Origin of the sequence: Shewanella sp. SM29, assembly GCF_025654245.1 — a bacterium.
Classification (GTDB): Bacteria; Pseudomonadota; Gammaproteobacteria; order Enterobacterales; family Shewanellaceae; genus Shewanella; species Shewanella oncorhynchi.
In genome coordinates this window covers 17,293-41,049 of record NZ_JAKKRN010000026.1, presented here as the reverse complement: position 1 = coordinate 41,049, position 23,757 = coordinate 17,293, and the positions used below count along the sequence as shown (strand labels likewise).

The following is a 23,757-nucleotide window of genomic DNA, read 5'->3' as shown; positions in this document are numbered from 1 at the left end:
AGAGATAACTTCATGAACATCATTAAAACAGGCGCACTGATGCTGTGCTTATTAAGCCCCTTGGCGCAGGCTGAAACCACCCTGTTCGGCCTCACCTTGGGCAAATCCACGAGGCAAGAGGTTGAGCAAACCTACACCCTCCAATACAAAAATACCCAATCAAGTTTACCTGATAGCTGGAATTATTATCGCGTGAGTGGTGAGCAGTTTAATGAGCCGCTGCTTAAGCATGCCACCCTGTATTTTGATGACGCTCAAACATTAGGAACCATCCGGTTTACCTTCCCGAGCTCCTTAGAAAAGTATAAGGCGCTAGAAGAACAACTTAGCCGCCAATACCCACGCATAAAAATGGCCCCCTTCGTATCGGAGCCATTACGCCTCGATAAAGCCGAGTTTCAAAATGACACCACCCATGTACTGCTGGAATACAGCTATTACGGCACTTACTTAGACTTTACCGATCTTAAGTATCACGCTGCCGCCCAAAAACGCCTCGCTGAAAAGAAAGCCCTCGACGCCAATAAACCGAAAAAGGAACCCTAGACGTGACATTAAACCCCAAACGTACTAAAGGCAGTAACTACACCCGTGGTGGCCAGATTTTATTTCACAATTTACGGATGTTTCTGCAGATTAACGCCGTGCTTATCCGCTGGACTTGTTATGGCGTGCTCATCTTAACAGCGCTGCTATGCTATCTCTTCCTTGATAAAGACACCTTAACGGGCGCTTATTATTATTGGATAAACCAAACGGTTAGCGTGTTTAGACCAGAAAGTCATGTTATGCAAACTGAATGGCAAGGCACTGTCTATACCAGTACGTTAGGATCTCAATTAGAAAACCCGATACTGATTGCGGCCAACAGCCGCTTTTGGTTATGGACACAAATTTACCTCCTTATTAGCTGTGTGATTGGCATCGTTTTCCTGTCAGTGGCCATGTGGTATTTCAAGAAAAAAGGGGATGAGCAAACCGAGGAACACTTTATTCGGGGGATGCAAAAAGCCACGCCGAAGGAATTAGCAAAACAGCTTAAAAAGGACAAGCGCCAGTCCGATTTCAAGCTCGATGGCATCGGTATTTTCAAAGAACGCTTTGAAGTACAGCACTTGTTACTTGATGGCACCACGGGCGCGGGAAAGTCCGTGGCGCTGCGTAAGTTTTTAACGTGGATACGTGAACGAGGCGACAAAGCCATTATCTATGACAAAGGCTGTACCTTTGTCAGTAAATTTTATAATCCTGCTACCGATGTGCTGCTGAACCCGTTTGATGAACGCTGTGCTTACTGGGATGTGTGGTGTGATGCGCATGAGCCCTCAGATTTTGAGAACATGGCGAGCGCGCTCATTCCCCAACACGGCGAGGGCGATCCATTCTGGGTGCAATCTGCTCGCACCATTTTTTCATCTACTGCATTTAAGATGCAAGATGAACCTAAAAAGAACCAAACCACTGAACGACTGCTTGAACTCATGCTGACCAGCGAGCTTGAGTCCTTAAGTGAGTATCTTAAAGGGACCGAATCGGCCTCACTGGTATCAGATAAAATCCAAAAAACGGCGATATCGATTAAGTCTGTCCTCGCGGCCTACATCAAATCACTACGATTCCTTGCCGGACTGGATGAAAAAGACGAACAGGGAAAACTCATTCGCCGCAAATTTTCAATTCGTGAGTGGGTGAAAAACGATGCCGAAAATGGCTTTCTATTTCTATCCAGTAACGCACAGCAACATGCATCATTGCGCCCCTTGATCTCAATGTGGCTATCCATTGCCTCGACCGCCATTTTAGAACAAGACGAAGATCCGGACCGCAGAATTTGGGTGTTGATGGATGAAGCACCAAGCTTGCACAAGTTACCTGAACTTGCCGAAACAATCGCCGAAGTGCGTAAGTTCGGCGGCTGTTATGTCATAGGCATTCAGTCATTCGCGCAGCTTAAAAAAGTCTATGGCGAAAATGCGGCACTTGAAATGTTCGACTTGCTCAACACTCGCTTATTTTTCCGCTCACCCTCTAACGAAATGGCCAAAATCTCGTCTCACGATTTAGGTGAGCAAGAAGTCGATGTCTCTAAAGAGCAATACAGCTACGGCGCTAATGAAATCAGGGATGGCGTATCACTGGGCCATCAAACCATTACCCGCCCTGTGGTCACGCCCTCTGAAATCATGCAGCTTGAAGATTTACAATTTTGGCTGCGCACGCCTGGCAATTATCCCGTGGTGAGAGTGGATTTAGTCTTTAACCAAATGCGCTCACTGTGCGCCCCGTTTATTAAGCGAGATTACACCCCGTCTGAAAACATAAAGCAGATTGAATGGAGTCTGAACTATCACCAGTTCAGTGCGGTTCAACACGTCGATAAGGCAGATAAAACCAAGCTCCAAAGCATTCATGACACCATGTATGAAGGGGATGAAAACAATGATGAACGCAGCGCGGAAGCGCAGCGCATGACCAAACTTGCTGAAAAAACCGATGCGGTAGCCCAAAGCCTCATCGATGCGAAAAAGGCCAAACCGACTGAGTTAGCGCTAAAAGATGCCGAGAAGAAAAAAGCCGCTGAAAAACAAAAGGCCAATGACCAGCACATTGAGGATGCACAGCGACTTGAAGAGCAACAAATAGCCTCAGTACACGAAGAAATATCGCTCGACTAAAGGAGCTAAAACGATGACCTCATTCAACACCACAGTACGAGTGCCCGAATTGTCGGCGAAAAAGCCCTCACGTAAAGCCTCTAAAAATGACCATGAACGGATGAATGTCATGCGTCGAATTGAAGCCATCGCGGAACTCAAAGCGCTGGGCTTCACGTCTGGCGAAATCAAAGCCCAACTCGACTCAGAATAAACCTACCGGATTAGTTCACCTCGCGCCCCGCGCGAGGTCCCTCTAAAGGAATATCATTATGCTTTCCATCAGTCCCATTGCGTCGAGCGCTGGCGGCGCGGCCAGCTACTACCTCAGTGAAGAAAAGAACCTCAATTTACCTGACGTGTCGCTAGAAAAAGCAGCGGACGCCAAAGAAGGAGAAGCCAACTATTACTTGAAAGAACAGAGCGCCGAGCCCAATACCCAATGGTTTGGCAAACTGGCTGAACTTGAGGGAATGCTGGGCAAGCCCGTTGAAGAACATCAACTCAAAGAGGTGTTAGCCGGTAGCCTGAACGACCAAACGCTTAAAACCCAAAACAGCAACGCCCGCAACGGTTTTGACTTTACCTTTTCGGCGCCTAAATCCGTCAGTTTACTTGCACTCGTGGGCGGCGATAAACGCTTAATGACAGCACACGATGACGCGGTAAAATTCGCGTTATCGCATATCGAGAAAGATGCGGCGCAGGCCAGACAAACCAACCCTGATACTAAAGCGACGTCCTTTGAAAACACGGGCAATTTGCTGTTTGCAATGGTACGCCACAAAACCAGCCGTGAAGAAGATCCGCAGCTGCACACCCACTCACTCACCGCCAACATGACCAAGGACAGCGAGGGCACATTGCGCGCGCTGGCAAGCAGCTTTAAACAAAAAGGCGGCATCATCAATGGCACAGGTGAGCGGGTTTATAACCATCAAAAATACTATACATCGCTGTATCAAAGCGCCTTAGCCCGCAGTGTTGAACAAGCGGGTTATCAAACTCGTTCACTGGGTAATAATTTGTTTGAAGTGGAAGGTGTGCCGCAGTCCTTACTCGATACCTTTTCAACCCGTAGCCAGCAAATCAACGAACAAACCCAAAGCTTAGGTTTAGACTCACAAGCCGCGCGGGACGTGGCCGCAAAGGACACCCGCAAGAGCAAAGCCTATACCAGCGAAGCCACCTTGTTTGAACAGTGGAAGAACAAAGCCAATGACAGCGGCTTTAACCTGACGGGCTTTGTAACGGACAGCATGTCGCGAGAAACATCACTCAATGCGTTAGCGCTCAAACCCGCCGCTATCGATGCGGTGAGTCGCGCGATTGAGCACGCCAGTAACACCCAAAACCGTTTTAATTACGCGAAATTAGTCGAATCAGCCACGCTTGAATTTACGCAGGGCCAGAAGCTCGATGCGCTCGATATAAAATTGGCACTCGATAAGCACATTGAAGATGGCGCACTCATTCCGCTTGATAAAGAGTCTGCGACCTTTACCAGCGCCGCCCACCTCAAAGCAGAAACCAACCTGCTAGAGAGCATCAAGCCAAAAACGGCCAACATGCGCCAAGTTGTCGATACCAACACGCTTCAAGGCAAAGGCTTAAATGCGGACAACCAAAAGAAAGTCTCTGAACTGTTCGCCAGTACCAAACAAGTTAACCTAGTGAACGTCTTTGGTAGCAGTGAACAGCTCGCAACCGCCCTATTAAATGTCGGTGAGGCCAACGGTAAACGTATTCACATCATTACCCCTGACATGAAAAGCAAACTGCAAACCAGTGAACGAGTGCAACGGGATTCATCGACAGTGGTGAAGTGGATAATGAACCACTTCAAACCCGACCACACCCATACACTCAGCAGCTTTACTAAAACGGCCAACAACACAAACCGCGATATTTTAGTGGTTGAGAACGCCAATAAACTCGGACTCAACGAGGTCAATGCCTTACTCGCGCAAGCCAAAGCGGGCAACAGTAAAGTGATTTTGCTCAATCACGCCAATGCCAAGCAAGGCATGAAAGCCGGTAACGCTATCGAGGTACTCAAGAAAGGCAACGTAAACGAAAGCAACTGGGTCGCCACCAAACAAAGCAACACGGCCATGCGACTGCATGAAAGCAAAGACAGTGACAGGGTTAACCTGATTGCAAAAACTTACGCGCAACTGCCCGAGAAGCAACACACCCAAGTCATTGCGGGCACCCATAAAGATGTGAAGCAGCTTAACAGCGCCATTCGCGCAGAACTGCAAAATCAAGGTGATGTATCGCGCCTTGGGCTCAACATCCCTACCCTTAACCCCGTGTTCTTATCCGCGCAGCAACGGGAAGTCGTCGGCCAGTACACCAAGGGCATGGTACTCACCCAATGGCAAAAAGTCGGTGGCCGCAATCAACAGCAGCAATTGACGGTGGACAGCATTAACCGTGATAACAACACTCTCACGCTGATAGACAAAAACGGTAAAGCGTCCGAGATTAACCCCAGCAGCAAAGCATTTAAAGCCGCAGAGTACGGGATCGCTAAACCGGACAATTTACATATCGCCAACGGCGACAAACTCATCATGGCCACAAACCATCAAGACAGTGGTTTGAGCAAACAAATTTATACGATCAACGCCCTGTCCAAAGAATGGGTCACGCTCAAAGACGAAAGCGGCAAACAACACAGCGTTAAAGCCAGTGCATTGCACCATGCGCCGCTCAATCATGGTTACGCCACCACGCCAAGCAATGCGAGCCCTAATGCAAGTCACCACATCGTCAACATTAAAGCCTATAGCGCCTCTAAAGAGTGGTTACATGACACGCTGACACAAGGCATCAAACACATCGATATATTCACCGACAAGGCACAACAATTTGATGACCGGTTAGAAAAAAGTGAGGTGAAACCATCCAGTATTTCGCGCATCATGCAAGCCGCTGACATGCCAGAAAAGTTCGTGAATAGCCAAACCACGGCCCTGCTCACCCAAGATGTGACCGCAGCACTGAATGCCATTGGTGCCCAGCATCAAGACAAAGGGCTTATTCACAATGCCGTGGACTTTGCCATCCAGCACATTAGCGAGAAAGAAGCCGGTTACTCACAAAAAGAACTGATTATTAATGCGATCAAGTACGCCTTTGAGGAAAAAGGCACCAGCATTACCCAACATGAAATCATCAACACCCTGCAACACATGGCCACGCACAGCACAGACAAAAGCGCGCCACCACTCCTGAGCGCCGAATACCACGACGGCACCCGCTGGACAACCCAAGCCGCCATCGATACCGAAGTGCGTATTTTAGACAGACTGCAAGCGGGCAAAGACCAACTTGCGCCCCTGACCAGCGTTGAACTCGCCGCGCAGGTACTCAGTCAAAATCAAAACCTGACCGATGGCCAAAAGGACGCGACCTTACTTATCACCACCACCAAAGACCGTTTTGTGGCAGTTCAAGGGTTAGCGGGTACGGGTAAATCGACCATGCTTGAAACGGGTATCGAGTTGGTTAAACAAAGCGAATCCCTTCTCAACACGCAACCCAATAAGACACCGACACAATTCATTGGTCTAGCGCCAACCCACGCCGCCGTAAACGAGCTCAAAGACAAGAACGTCGAAAGCCAAACGGTGCAATCGCTCTTAAGTAACTTTTTAAGCCAAGAGGCAAAACCAGACCAATACGCCAACACCGTGTTTTTGGTCGATGAAACCTCAATGACTAGTAACGCCCAAATGGATAAGTTCACCCATTTGATTGAGACAACAGGCGCGCGCGCCGTGTTCTTGGGTGACACTAAACAGTTAACCTCCCAAGAAGCGGGTAAACCTTTTGAACTTGCGTTAAACAAAGGCGCAATCAATAGCGTCACCATGAAAGACATTGTGCGCCAACAGAACAGCACCTTACTCAGTGCCGTGCATAATATTGTCGATCGCCAAGGCGAAAGCGCTATTGATAAAATTCAGCAACAATTACCCTTTGACCAATACACCGCGCCCACAGCGAACGACGCGGTAACGCCCGAAAAGCAGGCTACCGCTAACATCAATCAAAGCTTGAATATCATTTCAACTTTGCAGCCGCTAACTGATAACCCAAAGAAAAACCAGCAACTGGCGACCGAAGCCCTGCCCGCCACTGTGGCACTGGAATACTTGGCCAGAACACCTAAAGCGCGTGAAAATACCCTTATCATTGCGTACACCAACAAGGAACGCGACGACATTACCCACGAAATCCGCCAAGGGTTACAGCAACAAAAAAGCCTCAGTGCCGAGCAATTTAACGTACCGAGATTACGTGGAGTCCATGCCAGCAAGGCCGAACTGGCGACCATGTTGCCCTATCAGCAGGGGTTAATCCTGACGACCAGTAAAGACAGTTATTTTGAAATTATGAAGGTCGATAAGCTCAATAACATGCTCACCCTCGCGGATATGAAAACCGGCGAGGAAAAGCATTTCTTCCCCAAAAATCATGGCCACAAATTCACGAACCTGTGGGCTAAGAGTGAGCAACCTCTCGCAGAAGGCGACAGTATCATGCTCCGCAAAAGCGATATTGACCGTGAAATGCAGGGCAACAAAACCTATACCGTTAGCAGCATTGACGATAAACAAATGCAGCTCAAATCCACGGATAACCACACATTAGCGCTCTCAACCAAAGAGTTGAAAGATGCTCATTGGGATTACGCCTACACCCGCACCGCCGATATGGCGCAAGGGGCAACCTATGAGAATGTCATTACTGCGATTAAGGGCCAAGGTGCATTAACTAACGTAAGGCGCGCTTATATTGATATCACCCGTGCCAGTAAGCACGTAAAAATCATCACCGATAACCCGCAAAAAATGATGCTCTCATGGGTGAATAACGATCCCAATAAAGTCTCAGCACTTGAGACAAGAGATAAGTATTACCCTGAACATACTCCGCTATTTAATGACAAACCCTTGCCGCAGGAAAACCCAAAGTACCTCGATGTGAATGGATATGTGGATCTAAAACTGATGGCCACCGAGCTAAATGCCAAGCTTCCGGCCTACAGTGAATCACTTGCAACGCAGCTTTTAGGTGAGCCGAACCGCGATAAATCAGACAAAGATAACCTGACATTTGGCAAAGAAGGGAGCCTAACATTGACCACAACGGGCCAATATCGTGGCTATTTTAAAGACTGGAAAACCGGCGATAAAGGCACCCTAATTAACCTGATTATGGTCGCTGAAAAATGCAGTTATAAAGATGCACTTTATAAAGCCGATAAAATGATGAACGAACCCGATAAATATAATCTGGTAAAAAACCCACAGCATGATGAATTAACACATGCCATTCCGGTTAAGCAAAGCCAATTAGAAGCGCGCGCGAAGCAATACTTTAATGAAGCGAAACCTATCGAAAATTCAATCGCACAAACCTATTTAGCCAAGCAAGGTATCGAGGTTACGCAGCATGAAAACTTACGGTTTCACGATGCCGTTTATTCGTCAGAAAAACGTGGCACCTTCCCCGCATTAATCGCGAACATCACCAATGACAAGAGTGAAACCAAGGCAGTAGAAATCACTTACCTTGATAAATCCAGTGGTGACATTGCAGCGCTTAAAATAAATAAGCGCATACTCGGCTCTAAATCGAGGAACAGCACAACGATCAACAAAGGCAATAATTCAGACTATAGTATTGTCGCTGTCGGCGTAGAGAATGCGCTTAAGATAAATGCTGATAATAAAAACGGGGCTGACGTTATTGCGCTAAACAATAATAATGACACTAAAACATTCAACACAAATGAATTACGCGAAAACGTGATAGTGGTACTTGATACTAATAATTCACAAGACACTACAAAACTGGCAAGTGACCTTACGGATAAATTCAGCAAGGAGAATATATATGCGGTTATTATTGAACCCAGCCTGATACCTGACGGCTTAAACAAAGTCGAAACGACCAAGCAATTAGTCAACGAAGCGATCTATAGCATAACGACAAAAGATAATACCCTATCTAAAGCCATTCAATCATTGAGTCATGATATTGCAGGCACAAAAAATATCACGATGAAAGATGACAGCACTAACGTAACGACGAATAAAATAAAGCACGATGAACACTATCAACATTTAGCAATGGATAGCCACCGTTCAACGACGAAAGAATACTCCCCCAACATCGACAATCCTAAATTGGATATTGGGGAAAAGACCATGTAATGAATATATAAAGAGGACACTTAGTCCTCTTTATTTTCGCCTGCTAAGATCTGCTCAACTTTTTCCTCTGCCTTTCTCATAGTGCCCTTATGCTTAATACCTGCATTCTGTATATCTACAGGAGCCGCATTGTATGTCTGGTAATAGACCAAACTGCTAGTGTGTTGTGCCTTAACTGTATAGGTCAAAATAACCTCTAACAGTTCGCGAGTAGATAACCCCTCGGCATCATCTTTATGCTCAAGAATACGCAGAGCAAACAAGATCAAATCTCGCGCGGCGGCAGCATCTTTTTCTAAACCCTTCTCTTCTCGATAAGCAACAATCTTGGCATAGAGATCTGCATCGCAGGGGACTTGCACAACTTTACTTCTGGCCATAGTGACATTATCCAATGTATTAAAAGTGTATTAACAACGTATAGGTTTGCATTATAACTGTATTAACCAGTGTATTAAAGTTTAATACACCCACAAATTGAGTTAATGAGCAATTCCTTTATAAACATCACGTTAACACTAAATAATACACATGGTATTAATACTGTATTAATCCGCCTGAAACCATTGGTACAAGGGCCTTTAATACGATTGTATTATTTTATTAATACACCTTTAATACAATTTAGTGCAAAATCGAAATGAATTTTCAAAAAAAAATATTTAAACTATTTTGATATTTAAGCAATTAATTTCAATAACTTACACAACAGACAACCATAAGAATTGATTTATCAATTCTTGCGTGGGGTGTGGTTCTTTTCTCAAGGTTCCAACTTCACTATTTCGCCAGGATTTTGCACTTTTCATTTTTTGGGGATTTTTTGGGGGTTTTCGATTTTTGCTAGGCGGCTGCCGTATGAAGCGGCAAATGTATAGGGGGATTTTCAGACCAAAAAAACGCACTCAATGAGTGCGTTTTCTGCAAGCGTGGCGGCTTAATATTCGCTTGGCAATAATGCTGTGGTTCGAGACCTATCCGCCTCGGTAATAATCCAAATCTTAATCCCTGCAAACAAATAGGATGATATTACCCGTTCATTATTTCGAAGTGCGTGATCATTAAATTGCCGATCCTCATCAGGCACGAGCCCCCAATCTCCCAACGCGTGACGGTAAAATAATACCGCAAGTTCTTCATTGCTTGAATTTTCGATTAGCGCAAGTACGCCTTGCGAGACATACCCAGCACCAAGCCACGCTAACACCCTCTTTTCTCTTGCGGCTTTTTCTTCTTTTGTTTCTAACATAAAAATCCCATTACTATTTATTTAAACTGAACTCGTTAAACTAGACGGCTTTTTATTTATAACGTTAATTAGATTAAATATTGATGTGCCTTAGATGCTGCGCTTATCCCTTTTAACCTTTCTAGCCAACTTGCTATATAGAACTCATGTTGAACGTTACCGTTAACATTTAACCAAACCATTAAAAGAACTTGATCCTAATTCAGTAAATGACTTTTAAAGTGGGTAATCATATGAGCGAAATTTAAATCCTTTATTTCTATAAAAACGATGTTAAAAACCTACGTAGGACGTTAAATCATGCAATACCGTCACATAAAAATCGCAATACTTTAAATAACAAAAAACTGGCATAGTACATTGAGTGATGGCAACACAATCCCCGCCGTACTTCTCCGATTATTTACTCAAAAAAATTTATTATAAAAAATCTACATATAACAAGGTGAAATTAATATTATTTCATTCTATCGCGCCAACTTCTGAAATTTTTAAAGCCTCAATCTCCTCTATTTAAAACCAGTTATGGATTAGATGGCGGCAGGGCCGCCACTTTAACCATTAATAATTAGCAAGGATTTCACATTTTGACAGCTGCTACTTTTCTGCCAACTTGCCTATCAATTGTTTTGCGCTGTAAATGGCATTAGGTGTTATTTTACGAACCCAAGCTTTAGAATATCGCGACCATTTAAAAGCATAGTTTTTTATTGTTAACCGTAGCGCCTCGCTAGGTATATCATCAAAAGTGATTTTAATGCGGCCATCTTCCTCGTATAGCGCCCAAGAAAGCCCCTCAATCTCTCCACTTGCGCTTAATGGTGCTTGATTGTGTAACTTTTCCAAATCTTCAATTCGATCCCTTACGGTGCGAATAGTCGCGCTGTTATTTGCGATTGAGTAACTAGCAAACCCTACCCGACCGCAAAAATCCCCCTTTAGTAATTCTTCCGCTTCTTTTTCGGTTAGCTTATGCGTTTGCGTCATGTACTCGATTTTGTCGGCGTCCGTCATATGCTTAGAGCGGATAACTTTATTGATCGCTTTCATCGTTTCTTGTGAACGCTCCAAGCCTGCGAGTTTTTCTTTTAGTTTGGCGATAGCTTCGGGATCATCCGATGCAATGCCATTAGTGCCAACGCTGGCCGCTCTGTCAGCGTAATAACCCGCTTTTTTGCTTGCCGCAACAGATTTACCCATATCATTAAAAATCTTGTCTGCGTGGCGTCTAGCGCGTCCCTCGCTATGGTGCCCCACTAAAATCGGCTGGCCGAACGGAATACAAGAAGCGAGACTTCTAGACGACTCATAAAATTTGTTTGATTCTGCCGCCGCTTTGCTTGAGGCGTTCTCTAAGCGGTCGCGCTTGCTTTCTAGGCGATCTTGGAAATCGCCAAAACTAACCACTTTGCGGGTGTTGTCATCGTTTGGCGGTGTTGGCTCTGGGGCTTTTGAATCATTCGACAACGGGCATAAATAGCCGTCTAACAATGCCTGTTTAACTTGTGCATAGGTAAAATGCGGCTTGTTCGCTTTGGCTTCTTCAAAGGTTAAAACAATATCGTTAGAAAAATGGTAAGGACAATCTGAAAAACGCACTTTAGTTAATACACCATCAACAACGGCTAGATAAATTTCTAGCTGTGAGTATTCTTTTTCGTACCTGCGCCAAAAGAAATCGATATCAACGATCTGAGGGGCATTATTATTAAAACAATCATCCATCCCCATTGATTGGGTTCTCAGTTCAATTTTTGTCGCCATTGACAACAACACCTCAATTTTATTTTTTGCGTTTTTGCGCAGCTTTCCAGCCTTAAAGCCTTTCAATGTATCGTGCTTGTGAGAGCCTGCTTGAATCTTGTGGCTGGCAGGTGAAATGCTGGCTTTAGTGTGAGTTGCTTGCGCTTGAATTGAGTTTGTCATTGCTGGTTTTCCTGTCGTTTAAATATCGTTCTCGTCTTCGCCTAACTTCCTGACTCATTTCACGTTCTGACAGACAAGGGCGCGCAGCGGCGAAGCGAACCCTTTTCGGGCAGGTTGTTAAATGAGACAGATAAGAAGTGGCAGCGCAGACGTGAACGGTATTGACAGGGAAACGATGACAAGCGAGAGGCCAGCGCACGCTTACTCACACTTTAGCCGGCAATGAACCGGACTGTGCTTTGCTGTTGCGTTAGGGATTGTCAAGCAGGAACGTAGAGCCACGGCAAGCTTGCTTGCCATTAGTGGATCACGTTATCGCGGGGAGCGAAGCGAAAAGCCCGACCGAAGGGAACGCCCAAGTTCATCCGTGGTGTTTAGATGACATAGCGCCACAGCAACCAATAGACGATTGACCGCCGAGGCACATTTCAAAGCACACCAAGGGGTATTGTCAGATAAACGGAAAAGGGCGGCGAAGCCGCCGCTTGTTTCGCGTTTTGCGGGGAGCTAACAGAGGGAGACAGCGCAGACTATAACCCCACGCTTTTTTGAACCGCCCTTTTGATAAACTCATTCGTGCTAGTTGATGCCTGAAATGCCGCGATAGACGCAGCCAAATGCAAGTCATGGCCTAATCTGACATTAAGCGATCCCTTACAAGGCTTCTCTGGTTGAATGTCCTGTTGAGCACAATCAGCAAGATAAGCGTTAGTCGCCTCTTGAAAGGCTTGCTCTAACCCTTTGGCTGTTTCGGCTTCATAGTTGATCAACGGTGAAATAAATAGCACCTGCCCAAACAGAATATTATCCTCTGGGCTGATTTCTACAGAGCCGTGATAACCCTTATATGTCATTGTATTTTGCATCATAGTTTCCCCCATTCGGTTAATTTGTCTCTCACTTGGCGCAATGCGTAAGCCTTTAATTCATTTTTAGGATGCGGTTTATGCAGGTTGATTAACTCCTTCGGAATGCCATTATCAAACTTAACCCTCGAACCATCACCCTCGACTTGTTGATAGCCGAGCACTTTTAACGCCCCCGCTAATTCATTCCAAGTCAGTGTTTTGGACGATTTGAGCTTTGCTAATAATTTATCCGTTTTCGTCATAATGCCCCCTGCGATATAGGGGATCATTATACCAAATCAACCGCGAAAAGTGCAACTATATATAGTTGCAAATGAGGTATTTTCGAGACTTAACCTATCGAATGGTTTGAACTTAATACGAAAAAAACGAAGTGGGTCATGATGTGAATTAACGAGAAAGGGGAACGCATGTTCCCCTGTAAGACGTTCAGGCTGCTTACACAAACTGCCCTTGCAGATCCTTAATTCTCACTATCGAATAGCAACTAGCACTCTCTAAGCATTTAGCGCGAGCCCTTTCGATATTGATCGCTGAATCAATAAAATAGCATTTTTTTTGGGCAATATCGTTTTCGGAGTCATAGCCAACAATAAAAAAGCGGGGGGAATATTTAACCTCGTCCACGGTATAACGGATCGCCTGACCTGTCGCGGATTCGTGATGGCCAATGTACCCGATCCCGTTAGCATTCAAATCAGCCATGTGGCTACTGACAACCGATGTTGCATAGTCCGCAGGCCAACCCGTTGCAGGGGTGCGACCATATAAACGTTCATGTTTATAATGCCCTTGTAAATAGGTGTTCATTTCTTCAAACGTCACTGAGAGTTTGCGCATATCATATCGCCCCCGTGTTAGTGGCCAACTCAATGCAGCCCCCTTCCATCACAAACCAAAGGGCATGATGTGTATAGGAATCGCTTATCTCCCCGTCAGCCTCCACCGACACATAAACCGTTGATGTGATCCCCGAGGGTAAAGACCACATGATTGAAACGTGCTTATTTCGATAGTTCTGACTTAACGCCCCCATTAGTTCATCAAGTGAGAGGCATTGCGTATCGTTGCCAAAATTCTTAATCACGACAGGAAAACGAACCGAAACCCGTTTTTTGTCAGTGCTAAACACATTGAAACGCACGCGATAATCAATACTTGCGCCATTGCGTCGAGGTTGATCGATTGATACGACATTTTGAGCCACTTTTGCCGCGACTAAGAATCGTTCAACCGCTTCAAACAACAACCCCTGTGAGTAGGGATACCATGCCTCATTAGCCACCCCTTCAAGTCCGAGGCCGCAGAAGTGAAAGAAATTCATTTCAGTTAAAACAATGATCGTCAACTCGCCCCTTTTTTGCTGTTGAATATCGTCTTTGGAGAGCCTGCTTGTCGCTTGTAAGCTGGCTTGCTCGCTGAAAGGCTTAGTGTGGCTTGCTGGGGTAGTGATTGAGTGTGTCATGGGCTGCTTGCTCCGTTTGGGGTCTATCATCTTCGTTTTCGCCTGACGTCCTGCTCGCTCGCCATCGTTCTGATTGACAAGGGCGCGCAGCGGCGAAGCGAACCCTTGGCAAGCGGGTTGTGGTGAGCGACAGATTAAGACGGAAGCGTAAACGAAAGGGATAGAACCAGGAGCGGCCATGACGGTGAAATGAACGACCAGCTTAGCCACACTTGCCGCGCAGTGAGTAGGACTGTGCTTGGCGGTTTGGTTGTTGCGTTAGGGATTGGCAAGCAGGAACGTAGAGCCACGGCAAGCTTGCTTGCCATCAGTGGATCACGTTATCGCGGGGAGCGAAGCGAAAAGCCCGACCGGAGGGAACGCCCAAGTTCATCAGTGGTATTTAGATGACATAGCGACACAGCAGCCAATAGACACTCAAAGTAAATAGATTGACCGCCGAGGCACGTTTCAAAGCACACCAAGGGGTATTGTCAGATAAACGGAAAAGGGCGGCGCAGCCGCCGCTTGTTTCGCGTTTTGCGGGGAGCTAACAGAGGATAATGGAGCGACCTATCGGCGGCCAATAAAAACGAGTCTGAATGCGGCTGCGCCGAAATAAAGGACAGAAATGGCAATGAACAGCCAACAAATCACCAAGAGTAAATTATTCAAGAATGCCATAGTCATTTTATCAACTTAAATACTTTGCGATTAGCGGCGGTTTTGGTGTTATCAGTCAACGGCCAAATTTCCCAAGGAGAATCAACGCCCGTGCGACTTCTGAGAAAGCTATCTCCCTTGCGCCATTGAAACTCTTCGTAATCAATACACCACTCAAACACTTCGCCCTGTTTGACGGACTTGAGATCACTTATCTTCACAATTTCTATCGCACGTTGAGACATGGCTAAATTTCCTTGTCGTTATCCATTTCTTCATCTTCCCACTCGATGAGGCGGTATTTTTGAAACTCTGGATGCACTTTAAGCTGCTCGTGAACATCGGCAGGGATGTGAAAATTTAGCTCACCCGCTTCAATCGAATATTTCAAACACGCTAAGCCGTCATGCTCAAGCCCTGACTCATCAATCACGCGCTGCACTTGGTTTGCTTGGCATCGATACCGCGCACCCGCGACAACCACATTCACCGCGCCAGAGGGCATAAAAATCATCGTCACTGGATAGTGATGGCCACCAAACAGATTCACAAAGGAAAAGCTGGCGCGATTGGGTTGGCGCGTACAACTCACGATATTGTTGATTGGCATGATAACGCCCTCACTGTGTTGCACTGGAATAATGTGGATCGGTTCATCAGCTTGTACGGCTTGCTCATAGGCTGCGACAACCTCGGGATTATCCATAAGCTGCGCTTTCACCTCTGAAAATGGAATACCGGTTACTTTGCCCATATCAATCTCCCACTTTTGAACACGATCTTACTGAGTCAGCGCTGTTCATTAACTTATCAGCCGCCTTGGCTAAGAAGTCCGAACGGTCTTTGAACTCGCGATGAAACGCCACAAAGCTATCGATACGTACAATCTGCGATTCTGACAATGTGATATTGAGGCGTTTTTGTTTCGCTTTAAACGCCTCTAATGGCACCTCTAAAGCCAGCCATTGGTCGAACTTAGGATGCAATGCCTGATAGTCGCGATAACCTTCATTCAAGCTATCGACTAAATGACCATCGTTGATCACTTCCTCGGCCATTAATAAAATGGCTTCTTTAGCCTTAAACAAGATTTCTTCTTGGCTATCCGCCGCCGAAAAACAGCCATAGCCTAATTTTTCAAATACGGGGATAACGATACCAAACGCCTGCATTTCATCAGCAGGGCTTTCGATCCCGACCATAAATAGCATGGTAAAACCTCTGCGTTAACCGTTGAACCATTATACACACACATACACACAACTCAATTTATTTAGTTAATTTTTGCGCAGATTTACCCTGAATTAACAGGGTAAATCGGCATCAGTATGCGGTTTAAAATCCAGCGGGCATCAACGCATCAAAGTAGGCTTTTTGTGCATCATCTAGCCCTTTTCGCTCCCCGTTCACTAAGCTATCAACCTGATTTGCTAAATCCTTTTTCTTGAGTGCGGCGGCTTGTAATGCCCACTGCTCACCCATGACAGGCTGAGCCATATCAATTAAACAAGACAAGCTCACGCGCTTAAAGAAGGTTTCTGCCGTAGGTCGCCAGTAGTTAGACCATTTCACATCGAGGGTCGAAATAACGGCCTCAGCGGCACAATGACTATTATCAATTGACGCCTCGAACATGGAAGCCGTGGCGTAAGCGACCTGCTTTTCTTTCTCTTTTACATCGAGAGCGCAAAAAGCGTTAAAGCGTTCAGCGACCGTTGGCAGACCAACCCACACTAAATTTAGGCTGGCTTTTACACCCTCGATTAACTGCACCGCTTTATTATCTGTGAGCGCCCCCGTTTTAGGATGACAAGTGGTGTCGTTAACGCTGATATGCAGTGGACGGCTGCCATAACGTGAGTCAGTGAACGCGCTTACACAGACAGAGAAATGCAGCGTATCAAGCGCAACGCTTGGCGCACTCATTAACGCATGTTTCGTGATAATCAAACGCTGTGCGCGTAAATCGTCATTGAGCGCAGCGGAATAGCCGCTTGCATCCTTATCTTCAATTTTTTTCACGTCACCCACGTTGAGGGGGTCTGATTGCACACTGGCTTGTAATTGTGCCAACGCCTTTTTGTCGTCTTTATGCACTAACCCAATATAGATACTGACAGGCTCAGCATAACTTTTTAACACGAGCATACACCCCGCTAGCGCCATTTCAGCGGGATCATACTCACCCTCTTTTGAGTCTAGAAGCCCAAACCCTGCAAGTTCATCGTATTCAGAAACTAACTTTATCTGTGTCCACTTCCAGCCACGCGCGATTAACTTTGCTGCTTCGATTTCCAATTTTGCGGTCGCTAATGATTCGAGCAACGCTTTATCATCAAGATAGACTTCATCACTGAACAAGTCTGAGGTCACAACCCCGCCCGCTTTTTCGTATTCTTCTTGGCCAACAAACTGAGCCAAATAGTGATCAGCATTCACAGCGGCGTCTTTAAGCATATTGCGGAACTGGTTTTCGTTGTAACGTCTATCGCCTGCCAGCTCCCACACCTCGACTTGTTTTTCGATACTGGCAATGGTGAATATCATCACGACATCAAGCGACACGTTCCCCGCTTTGTACGCATCGAGCACAACAGGGGCGACCATGCTTAACTTCATGCGCTGCTGCACGAATTTCGCTGTTACGCCAAACCGCGCCGCAACATCAGCAATGCTCGCGCCCTGATTCACCATGTCAGCAAAAGCGTGAAATTCATCGACTGGGTGCATCTTTGCGCGTGTGAAGTTTTCAGTCATTGATAGCTCGGTGGCATAGTTGGCCACTTCTTCGGCTGTCAGCAACTTAACAGGCACGAGCGTTTTCGGTTTCAGCTTATTATTTTTAACGGCTTTAATGAGCTGTCTCAGTCTACGGCCACCGCCCAACACAGGGTATAAGCCTTGCGCGTTCATGGGCTCGACGATCAGATTTTGTAAAATGCCATGCGCCAAAATGGAGGCATACAACTGTTCATCGTCAGCCTTTGACGCATTTTCTTTACGCACGTTCTTCTCAGACAACACCAACTGGTTAATCTGCAATTGCAGTAACACGGGCTTTGCTGTTGAAGCCAATGCCACCACAGAGTTAGCCGCTATTGCCGATTTTTGAGCAATATCGGGCTTGTGAGAGCCTGCTTGAGTCTTTGGGCTGGCAGGTAAAGTGGTGGCTTTAGTGTGAGTCGCTTGCGCTTGAATTGAGTTTGTCATTGCTTGTTTTCCTGTCGTTTAAATATCGTTCTCGTCTTCGCCTAACTTCCTGACTCATTTCACGTTCTGACAGACAAGGGCGCGCAGCGGCGAAGCCTCCCTTGGCGGGCAGGTTGTGAAATGAGACAGATAAGAAGTGACAGCGCAGACGTGAACGGTATTGACAGGGAAACGATGACAAGCGATAGAGAAGCGCACGCTTACTCACACTTTAGCCGGCAATGAACCGGACAGTGCTTTAGGACGTTGATGTTTGCTTTTGTTTGGGGCTTGGTGGTTGCGTTAGGGATTGGCAAGCAGGAACGTAGAGCCACGGCAAGCTTGCTTGTCATTAGTGGATCACGTTATCGCGGGGAGCGAAGCGAAAAGCCCGACCGAAGGGAACGCCCAGTTTAAGACCAATCTCCGGTGAGCTGTTTTACTTCAGTTTCGCGAAGACAAAACGCCGTATTAATCGACGTTAGATTATCAAACTTCTCACGTTGAGTGAGCGCAGGATCTTGATCTATTTTACGCTCCGCGCCGGTCACTTGGATTAATAGCGTATCTAAATTCTTACTGGCTTTAAACTTACGCAGCCAAACCAAATCCAGCTCTGACAAGGTGTTATTATCAATGTAATTCATAGCTTCTCGTATATTTACCAAATATTGGCTTGCTGACAGCGAGTTTTGACGACTTCATTTTCATTGAGCTGAATGGCGGCAATTTTTTTAGCCCGCTGGCACTCTTGGACATTCACCGGATATTGCTTATCCCACGCAGTCATTAACTGCCGCTGCGACTTACTCATCGAATATTTAGGATAACTTTGGTTCATATACAGATAGGACCGAGCAATGCGCCCTCTAGCGGCTTCGGGAGGTTGAGCTTTGCTGCCATCAATGCGCATATCACAGGCACCAAAATCAGATTTAGCCGACGGTAACAAGGCAAAATTGTAATTACTGCGCAGCGCATTCACAGCGCCAATGGCCGGAAACAGATTGTGCATATCCGCTTGCATGTATCGATACTCAACATTCATTTTCTCGGCACACTTGCGGCCCTTGAACGACTTACCTTTGCTATCGATACATTGCTCATGGCCATCACGCCACTCACTGAATGCCTTACCAAAATTTTCGGCGGGTACAACGTGTTCCCATTCGATTTTTTTAGCGCGCGCTAAATGCGTTTTAGTAGTAAATCCTGGCGGAGATATTACCTGCCCTTTTGCGTCAAATGCAGCACCGCAATAGAGGGTTTCCCGCTGATCTTGATAGACCGATAACAGCTGCTTTTTAGCCTGATTAAACGACTGATTCGTCGTATTGGAAGCAACAGAAATAAAGGGCCAGAAAGCAATAAAACAGACCAATCCACGGATCAACTTTGTACCTCATTTAACTTAAACCAATCTCGCAATACCAACCTACTCAAAGAAGCGTCCGAGGACGCTAAACATTTGATAATTTATCAATATAACTGGAGATTTCTCTCTAAATCCACGGATAAACTTAAATTTCCAACATCTACACCTAATTCTCGAAATAAATTTTGGAATGGAGTAGCTGCAATGCTATGTGTGCTGAAGAGCGAAGAATCCTTAAACACATAATTTTCTATACGTCCTAACAACTCTACATCGTGAATGAACTTCCTTCTATCCAGAAAAAATTTTTCCACTAACAAATTAAAGTTATCTTCTCTATACAGAGCTGCAATATCAGTCCATCTTATTGACGTAATCCTTCCGGTTTCAACCAGATCGCTTAGTACGCAACAAATGATATATATTCTATTTTTGGCTTTATTATTGTAGATCTCATCTGCTAAATAGATAAAAAGATATGATAAACCATCACATAAGTCGTAGTAGTTCCGATAGCGTAAATACTCAGCATTTTCAACACCTTTCAATAGAGAAATGAGTTGTGGACGCCAATCAATATAACTACCTGTATACCAAGGCTTTGACATTTGCTCAATGTTGAAAAACATGCTCTGCGTGAAGTTTGGAATATAGAATGACAATATTTCAAATGCTCTTTCGTTATTGAAATCCCAATCATTCATAACACGCATTTGCGCAATATGATCATTCTTAGTTAGCAAATAATTGAGAGTATTATTGTTATCGTAGCCAAGTATTTTGGCATATATATCCGATGCAACACGCCCACCTACAACTTTTTCTCCGGCGACATGATTTATTGCGTGTGAAAGGAATTTTCTTCTGATTTTCAACTTTTTTTGATACATGAGTACAGCTCCGTAATTAACAGATTTAACTGACGCGCCACTCACGTCAGTCAATGCGTGTACGCATGAATTGACATTGTTTTTTTACAGTATTTTGTCCACGTGGCTTGGAAGCGGTAACTGAATCCCATATATACGATGCCAAAAAAAAGATTGAAAATCAATCAACTTCGATGAAAATTTGAAAAAACACCAACCAATTAAATTAGTAAAAACTAATTTAATTGCATCACAATTTTCGAACGCCTAGGAACTCATTAAAAAAATTGACACCAAGGATTCTTTAGGCAAATATACATGCAACCACTTAAGCTGGCGACAGAAAAAACGCTAAAAAATCTATAGAATTTTTTAAAGAATTAGAGAAGGAATTAGTTATGTCTTATGTTGACCCAAGCACTGTTATTTCACCTAAAACCTCAGTCAGTGCAGTTAGAGTGCTGGAAGATAAACAAGAAGGTAGTTTTTCAATTGCTAGAATACGTTACGATAATGAGGATGTTATTGCTTGTCGATGGAACGGTAGCGATTCAGAACCAAGTGGGCATCCCAATTCAAGAGGGATACCGACATGGTTTATCATTCCGACAGAAATTGAAAATGATATTTTACAAGGAGTAATAAAACGAGCGGAAACGGATAGATCTTTCATATTACAAGAATTAGTGGCTTTAAAAAAAGAACTATCAGATTTTAAACATACAGGAACAGGCACGCATATCACCATTTACCAACTAAAAAAAATTAGATCACTAACAGATGCCAATTTATTGGTCGAATTAGTGCGAACTGATAACGACCTAAAAAAATTGAAAGTTGATGTTTTTGATATGGACAATAAAGGAACAAGAACCAAGGATCCAATATCTCTTTTGGGAGAAAAGCTACATCTATCATTGGTGCGCCAAATTGATTAATGAAATTCTTCCCTAAATTACGGAGACTAGTCCTTATGATTTCGTTATTACGTAGCGTTCAGATCAGTCACATAATCCAGCTAGGTCTTAATCGTGGGTATATCTGACCAACGTGTGGTGTACTTCGGTGATAAAAACTGGCGACGCATAGCCCAATGCTGATCATTCCCCTGCGCTGCAACATGTAACACATCATGACCATAGCGCTGATTGAGCACATCGAGGACTTCCATTAATTTAGGATCACTTTTCGGTGCATTAAACAAATCGTGTTGCTGCGAAGCTTTGGCACAAAGCTCAAGTAAGCCAACCCCAATACGATAATAACGCACGCCTGGGCGATAGAGTTTTGATAGTGCCTCACTGACGGCGGCGCAAAGTTCACGGCTATCATCGGTCGCACAGGCAAACTGGACAACCTTCTTAAAATACACGGGCTGCTGATCATGCGGCGAGTTTGCTGCAAATACCACCATCGATTTACAGAGAGAACCTTGCTCGCGCGCCTTGGCCGCAGCAATACCTGCATGTTTGGCTAACGCTTGGTGTAAATAGTCACGGGTAGTTATTCGCTCACCAAGGCTACGTGTGGAAAATATTTGTTGCTTATCAGCTTTAGTATCATGCCACGTTTTACAGATCTGGCCATTGAGCTCGCGCACCGTTCGTTCGACTTCAATTGAAAAATGTTGTCGCGCCACTTTCGGCGCAAGTTGCGCCAAATCATAGGCAGTATGCACACCCAGTAGGCCCAGTTTTACAGTTATCTTACGTCCAATCCCCCAAACCTCATCAACTGACATCAATTTTAGAATTTCAATCCGCAGTGCATCGTTATCGATAACACAAACACCCTGATATTGGGCCAATTGTTTCGCGGCATGGTTAGCCAACTTAGCCAGGGTTAATGTCTCACCAACCCCCACACACACCGGCAAACGGCACTCACGCCAAACTGTTCGGCGCAACTGAGCACAATGTGCCGTTAAGTCTGCAATTGCAGCACAGCCTTTAAACGACACAAAAGACTCATCGATGGAGTACACGTATTGCTCGGGTGCGAAACGCCCGATCACTTGCATCATTTTTGCAGACAGATCTGCGTACAATTCATAATTAGATGAAAACACCTGCACATTATGTTGTTTGCACAGATATTGCTGCTCAAAGTAAGGTGCAAATTTTTTCACCCCTATGGACTTGGCCGCACGATTTATGGCGACACAACAACCATCGTTGTTACTGAGCACAATCGCGGGAAGTCCGCGCAGGTCGGGCCTAAAGACCATTTCACAGCTGACATAAAACGAGTTGGCATCAATTAGTCCGAACATGGTTGACTCAGATATCTTTCTAGCAGATTTGAATGCTCATGAAGTCGGATTGATTTGATGATCACCCCTTCAACCGAGAAGGTATCTGCATCATCGATAGCAATGGACGTCATGTTTTGCTGTTGATCGATAGAAACCAGTAAACGGCGTTTTTCATCGAGGAGCTTTACGGTAAATTCACCGTTATAACTCGCCACGACGATAGCCATGTTGCGACGTTGAGCGGCGCGGTCTATCACTAAAATGTCACCATGATAAATGCCTACCCCCTCCATCGAACGACCAGCTGCGCGGCCAAACCACGTAGAACTAGGATGCTCAACCAGCAGTTGATCAAGACTCAAGGGTAATTCTACGTAATCAGCCGCAGGGCTTGGAAACCCCGAAATTCCCGCACACGCATTGCATGTGATGAGTTTCATAGCACTAAAACACTGTATAAATAATCAGTAATAATAGCAGTAAATAAATAAAAATCTAAAATTTCGATCCTGCTGCCGGTTCCTGACTTTTTTCGGTGGGTAATCGCCGCGCTCTTTGCGGTGTTATCCACAAAAAATCAGGGTTCGGTGGCGAGTTGCTTTTCTCTTAAATGGTAATGTGTAATGGAAAATCGGTAAACAATGGCAGATATAGCCGCTTTTGTTGCATAAATCTGGTTAATACCCGCAGATTATTGGCCACTTGTTGCAGATTACTTGGTAAGCTCATGGCAACTGTCTAGAACCACGGTGAACAGCTCCTAGACAGCCAGCCCCCGCAAGGGGGCGTTCCATCTTTATAAGTGCCAAGAGACGACAAAGGATACAAATGACGATTAAGAGTGAGTATCTTCGTGTCATTTTAATTGGACATAAACGTGCCAGCAGAAGAACTGACACGTAATGGGACAAAACCTTGCTAGATTTTTTACTCTAATTCATTGGTTTCGGATTAATATTTGTAAGGCGATTATTGAACGTTAGTATTAAACCCGATAAACAAGCTATCCATTTTCTTGCATGAACTTAAGCG

The 23,757-nt window shown here is 45.1% G+C and carries 21 protein-coding genes; 5 read left to right on the top strand and 16 right to left on the bottom strand.

Annotation, left to right across the window (positions count from 1 at the left end):
- Positions 1-12: 12 nt before the first annotated feature.
- From L5L77_RS16485 to traI, 4 genes are read left to right on the top strand one after another with little or no spacing between them, the layout of a single operon-like run.
- The gene (locus tag L5L77_RS16485; protein ID WP_263223162.1) at positions 13-546 is read left to right on the top strand and encodes a hypothetical protein; all 534 of its coding nucleotides are present in this window, start codon (positions 13-15) and stop codon (positions 544-546) included.
- A 2-nt stretch (positions 547-548) separates the two neighbouring features.
- Entirely contained in the window at positions 549-2,675 is a 2,127-nt protein-coding gene (gene traD, locus L5L77_RS16480; protein ID WP_263186376.1) for a type IV conjugative transfer system coupling protein TraD, read from the top strand.
- Between the two features lie 13 nt (positions 2,676-2,688).
- Positions 2,689-2,868, top strand: coding sequence for a thyroid hormone receptor interactor 11-like protein (locus tag L5L77_RS16475; protein WP_263186377.1), 180 nt, complete (start codon positions 2,689-2,691; stop codon positions 2,866-2,868).
- 58 nt (positions 2,869-2,926) lie between these two features.
- Complete coding sequence (traI, locus tag L5L77_RS16470; protein WP_263223160.1) at positions 2,927-8,887, top strand: conjugative transfer relaxase/helicase TraI; 5,961 nt, start codon at positions 2,927-2,929, stop codon at positions 8,885-8,887.
- Positions 8,888-8,907: 20 nt separating this feature from the next.
- Here traI and L5L77_RS16465 read toward each other — a convergent pair whose 3' ends face one another.
- The 14 genes from L5L77_RS16465 to L5L77_RS16400 form a co-directional block, all read right to left on the bottom strand.
- Complete coding sequence (locus L5L77_RS16465; protein ID WP_263223158.1) at positions 8,908-9,267, bottom strand: hypothetical protein; 360 nt, start codon at positions 9,265-9,267, stop codon at positions 8,908-8,910.
- 557 nt (positions 9,268-9,824) lie between these two features.
- Entirely contained in the window at positions 9,825-10,136 is a 312-nt protein-coding gene (locus L5L77_RS16460; RefSeq protein WP_263223156.1) for a hypothetical protein, read from the bottom strand.
- 597 nt (positions 10,137-10,733) lie between these two features.
- Positions 10,734-12,062, bottom strand: coding sequence for a DUF3560 domain-containing protein (locus L5L77_RS16455; protein WP_263223155.1), 1,329 nt, complete (start codon positions 12,060-12,062; stop codon positions 10,734-10,736).
- Positions 12,063-12,592: 530 nt separating this feature from the next.
- Complete coding sequence (locus L5L77_RS16450) at positions 12,593-12,931, bottom strand: type II toxin-antitoxin system HicB family antitoxin (protein ID WP_263223153.1); 339 nt, start codon at positions 12,929-12,931, stop codon at positions 12,593-12,595.
- Positions 12,928-13,173 carry a type II toxin-antitoxin system HicA family toxin gene (locus L5L77_RS16445; protein ID WP_006087375.1) on the bottom strand — a complete coding sequence of 82 codons (246 nt, stop codon included), beginning with the start codon at positions 13,171-13,173 and terminating at the stop codon, positions 12,928-12,930. Before L5L77_RS16445 ends, L5L77_RS16450 begins: the two co-directional genes overlap by 4 nt.
- Positions 13,174-13,369: 196 nt before the next feature.
- Positions 13,370-13,771, bottom strand: coding sequence for a hypothetical protein (locus tag L5L77_RS16440; protein WP_263223152.1), 402 nt, complete (start codon positions 13,769-13,771; stop codon positions 13,370-13,372).
- Position 13,772: 1 nt separating this feature from the next.
- Positions 13,773-14,396, bottom strand: coding sequence for a hypothetical protein (locus tag L5L77_RS16435; protein WP_263223151.1), 624 nt, complete (start codon positions 14,394-14,396; stop codon positions 13,773-13,775).
- 665 nt (positions 14,397-15,061) lie between these two features.
- Complete coding sequence (locus L5L77_RS16430; RefSeq protein WP_263223150.1) at positions 15,062-15,283, bottom strand: hypothetical protein; 222 nt, start codon at positions 15,281-15,283, stop codon at positions 15,062-15,064.
- A 2-nt stretch (positions 15,284-15,285) separates the two neighbouring features.
- Positions 15,286-15,792 (bottom strand): hypothetical protein, encoded by a 507-nt coding sequence (locus tag L5L77_RS16425; protein ID WP_263223149.1) that lies wholly within the window; start codon positions 15,790-15,792, stop codon positions 15,286-15,288.
- 1 nt (position 15,793) lies between these two features.
- Positions 15,794-16,249: a type II toxin-antitoxin system HicB family antitoxin gene (locus L5L77_RS16420; RefSeq protein ID WP_263223148.1), complete on the bottom strand. Its 456-nt coding sequence runs from the start codon at positions 16,247-16,249 to the stop codon at positions 15,794-15,796.
- A 124-nt stretch (positions 16,250-16,373) separates the two neighbouring features.
- Positions 16,374-18,248: a ParB/RepB/Spo0J family partition protein gene (locus L5L77_RS16415; protein ID WP_263223146.1), complete on the bottom strand. Its 1,875-nt coding sequence runs from the start codon at positions 18,246-18,248 to the stop codon at positions 16,374-16,376.
- Between the two features lie 392 nt (positions 18,249-18,640).
- A complete protein-coding gene (locus tag L5L77_RS16410) occupies positions 18,641-18,874 on the bottom strand; it encodes a hypothetical protein (protein WP_006087359.1) in 234 nt (77 codons plus the stop codon).
- A 14-nt stretch (positions 18,875-18,888) separates the two neighbouring features.
- Complete coding sequence (locus tag L5L77_RS16405; RefSeq protein ID WP_263223145.1) at positions 18,889-19,620, bottom strand: endonuclease; 732 nt, start codon at positions 19,618-19,620, stop codon at positions 18,889-18,891.
- Positions 19,621-19,706: 86 nt separating this feature from the next.
- Positions 19,707-20,492, bottom strand: a complete 786-nt coding sequence (locus tag L5L77_RS16400) for a hypothetical protein (protein WP_263223143.1) — start codon at positions 20,490-20,492, stop codon at positions 19,707-19,709.
- 377 nt (positions 20,493-20,869) lie between these two features.
- Between L5L77_RS16400 and L5L77_RS16395 the strand changes: the two genes are divergently transcribed.
- A complete protein-coding gene (locus L5L77_RS16395; RefSeq protein WP_263223141.1) occupies positions 20,870-21,409 on the top strand; it encodes a hypothetical protein in 540 nt (179 codons plus the stop codon).
- 80 nt (positions 21,410-21,489) lie between these two features.
- Here the strand turns inward: L5L77_RS16395 and L5L77_RS16390 are convergent, their stop codons facing one another.
- Positions 21,490-22,743 (bottom strand): Y-family DNA polymerase, encoded by a 1,254-nt coding sequence (locus L5L77_RS16390; protein WP_263223139.1) that lies wholly within the window; start codon positions 22,741-22,743, stop codon positions 21,490-21,492.
- Entirely contained in the window at positions 22,731-23,165 is a 435-nt protein-coding gene (gene umuD / locus L5L77_RS16385) for a translesion error-prone DNA polymerase V autoproteolytic subunit (protein WP_263223137.1), read from the bottom strand. Before umuD ends, L5L77_RS16390 begins: the two co-directional genes overlap by 13 nt.
- Positions 23,166-23,757 lie beyond the last annotated feature (592 nt).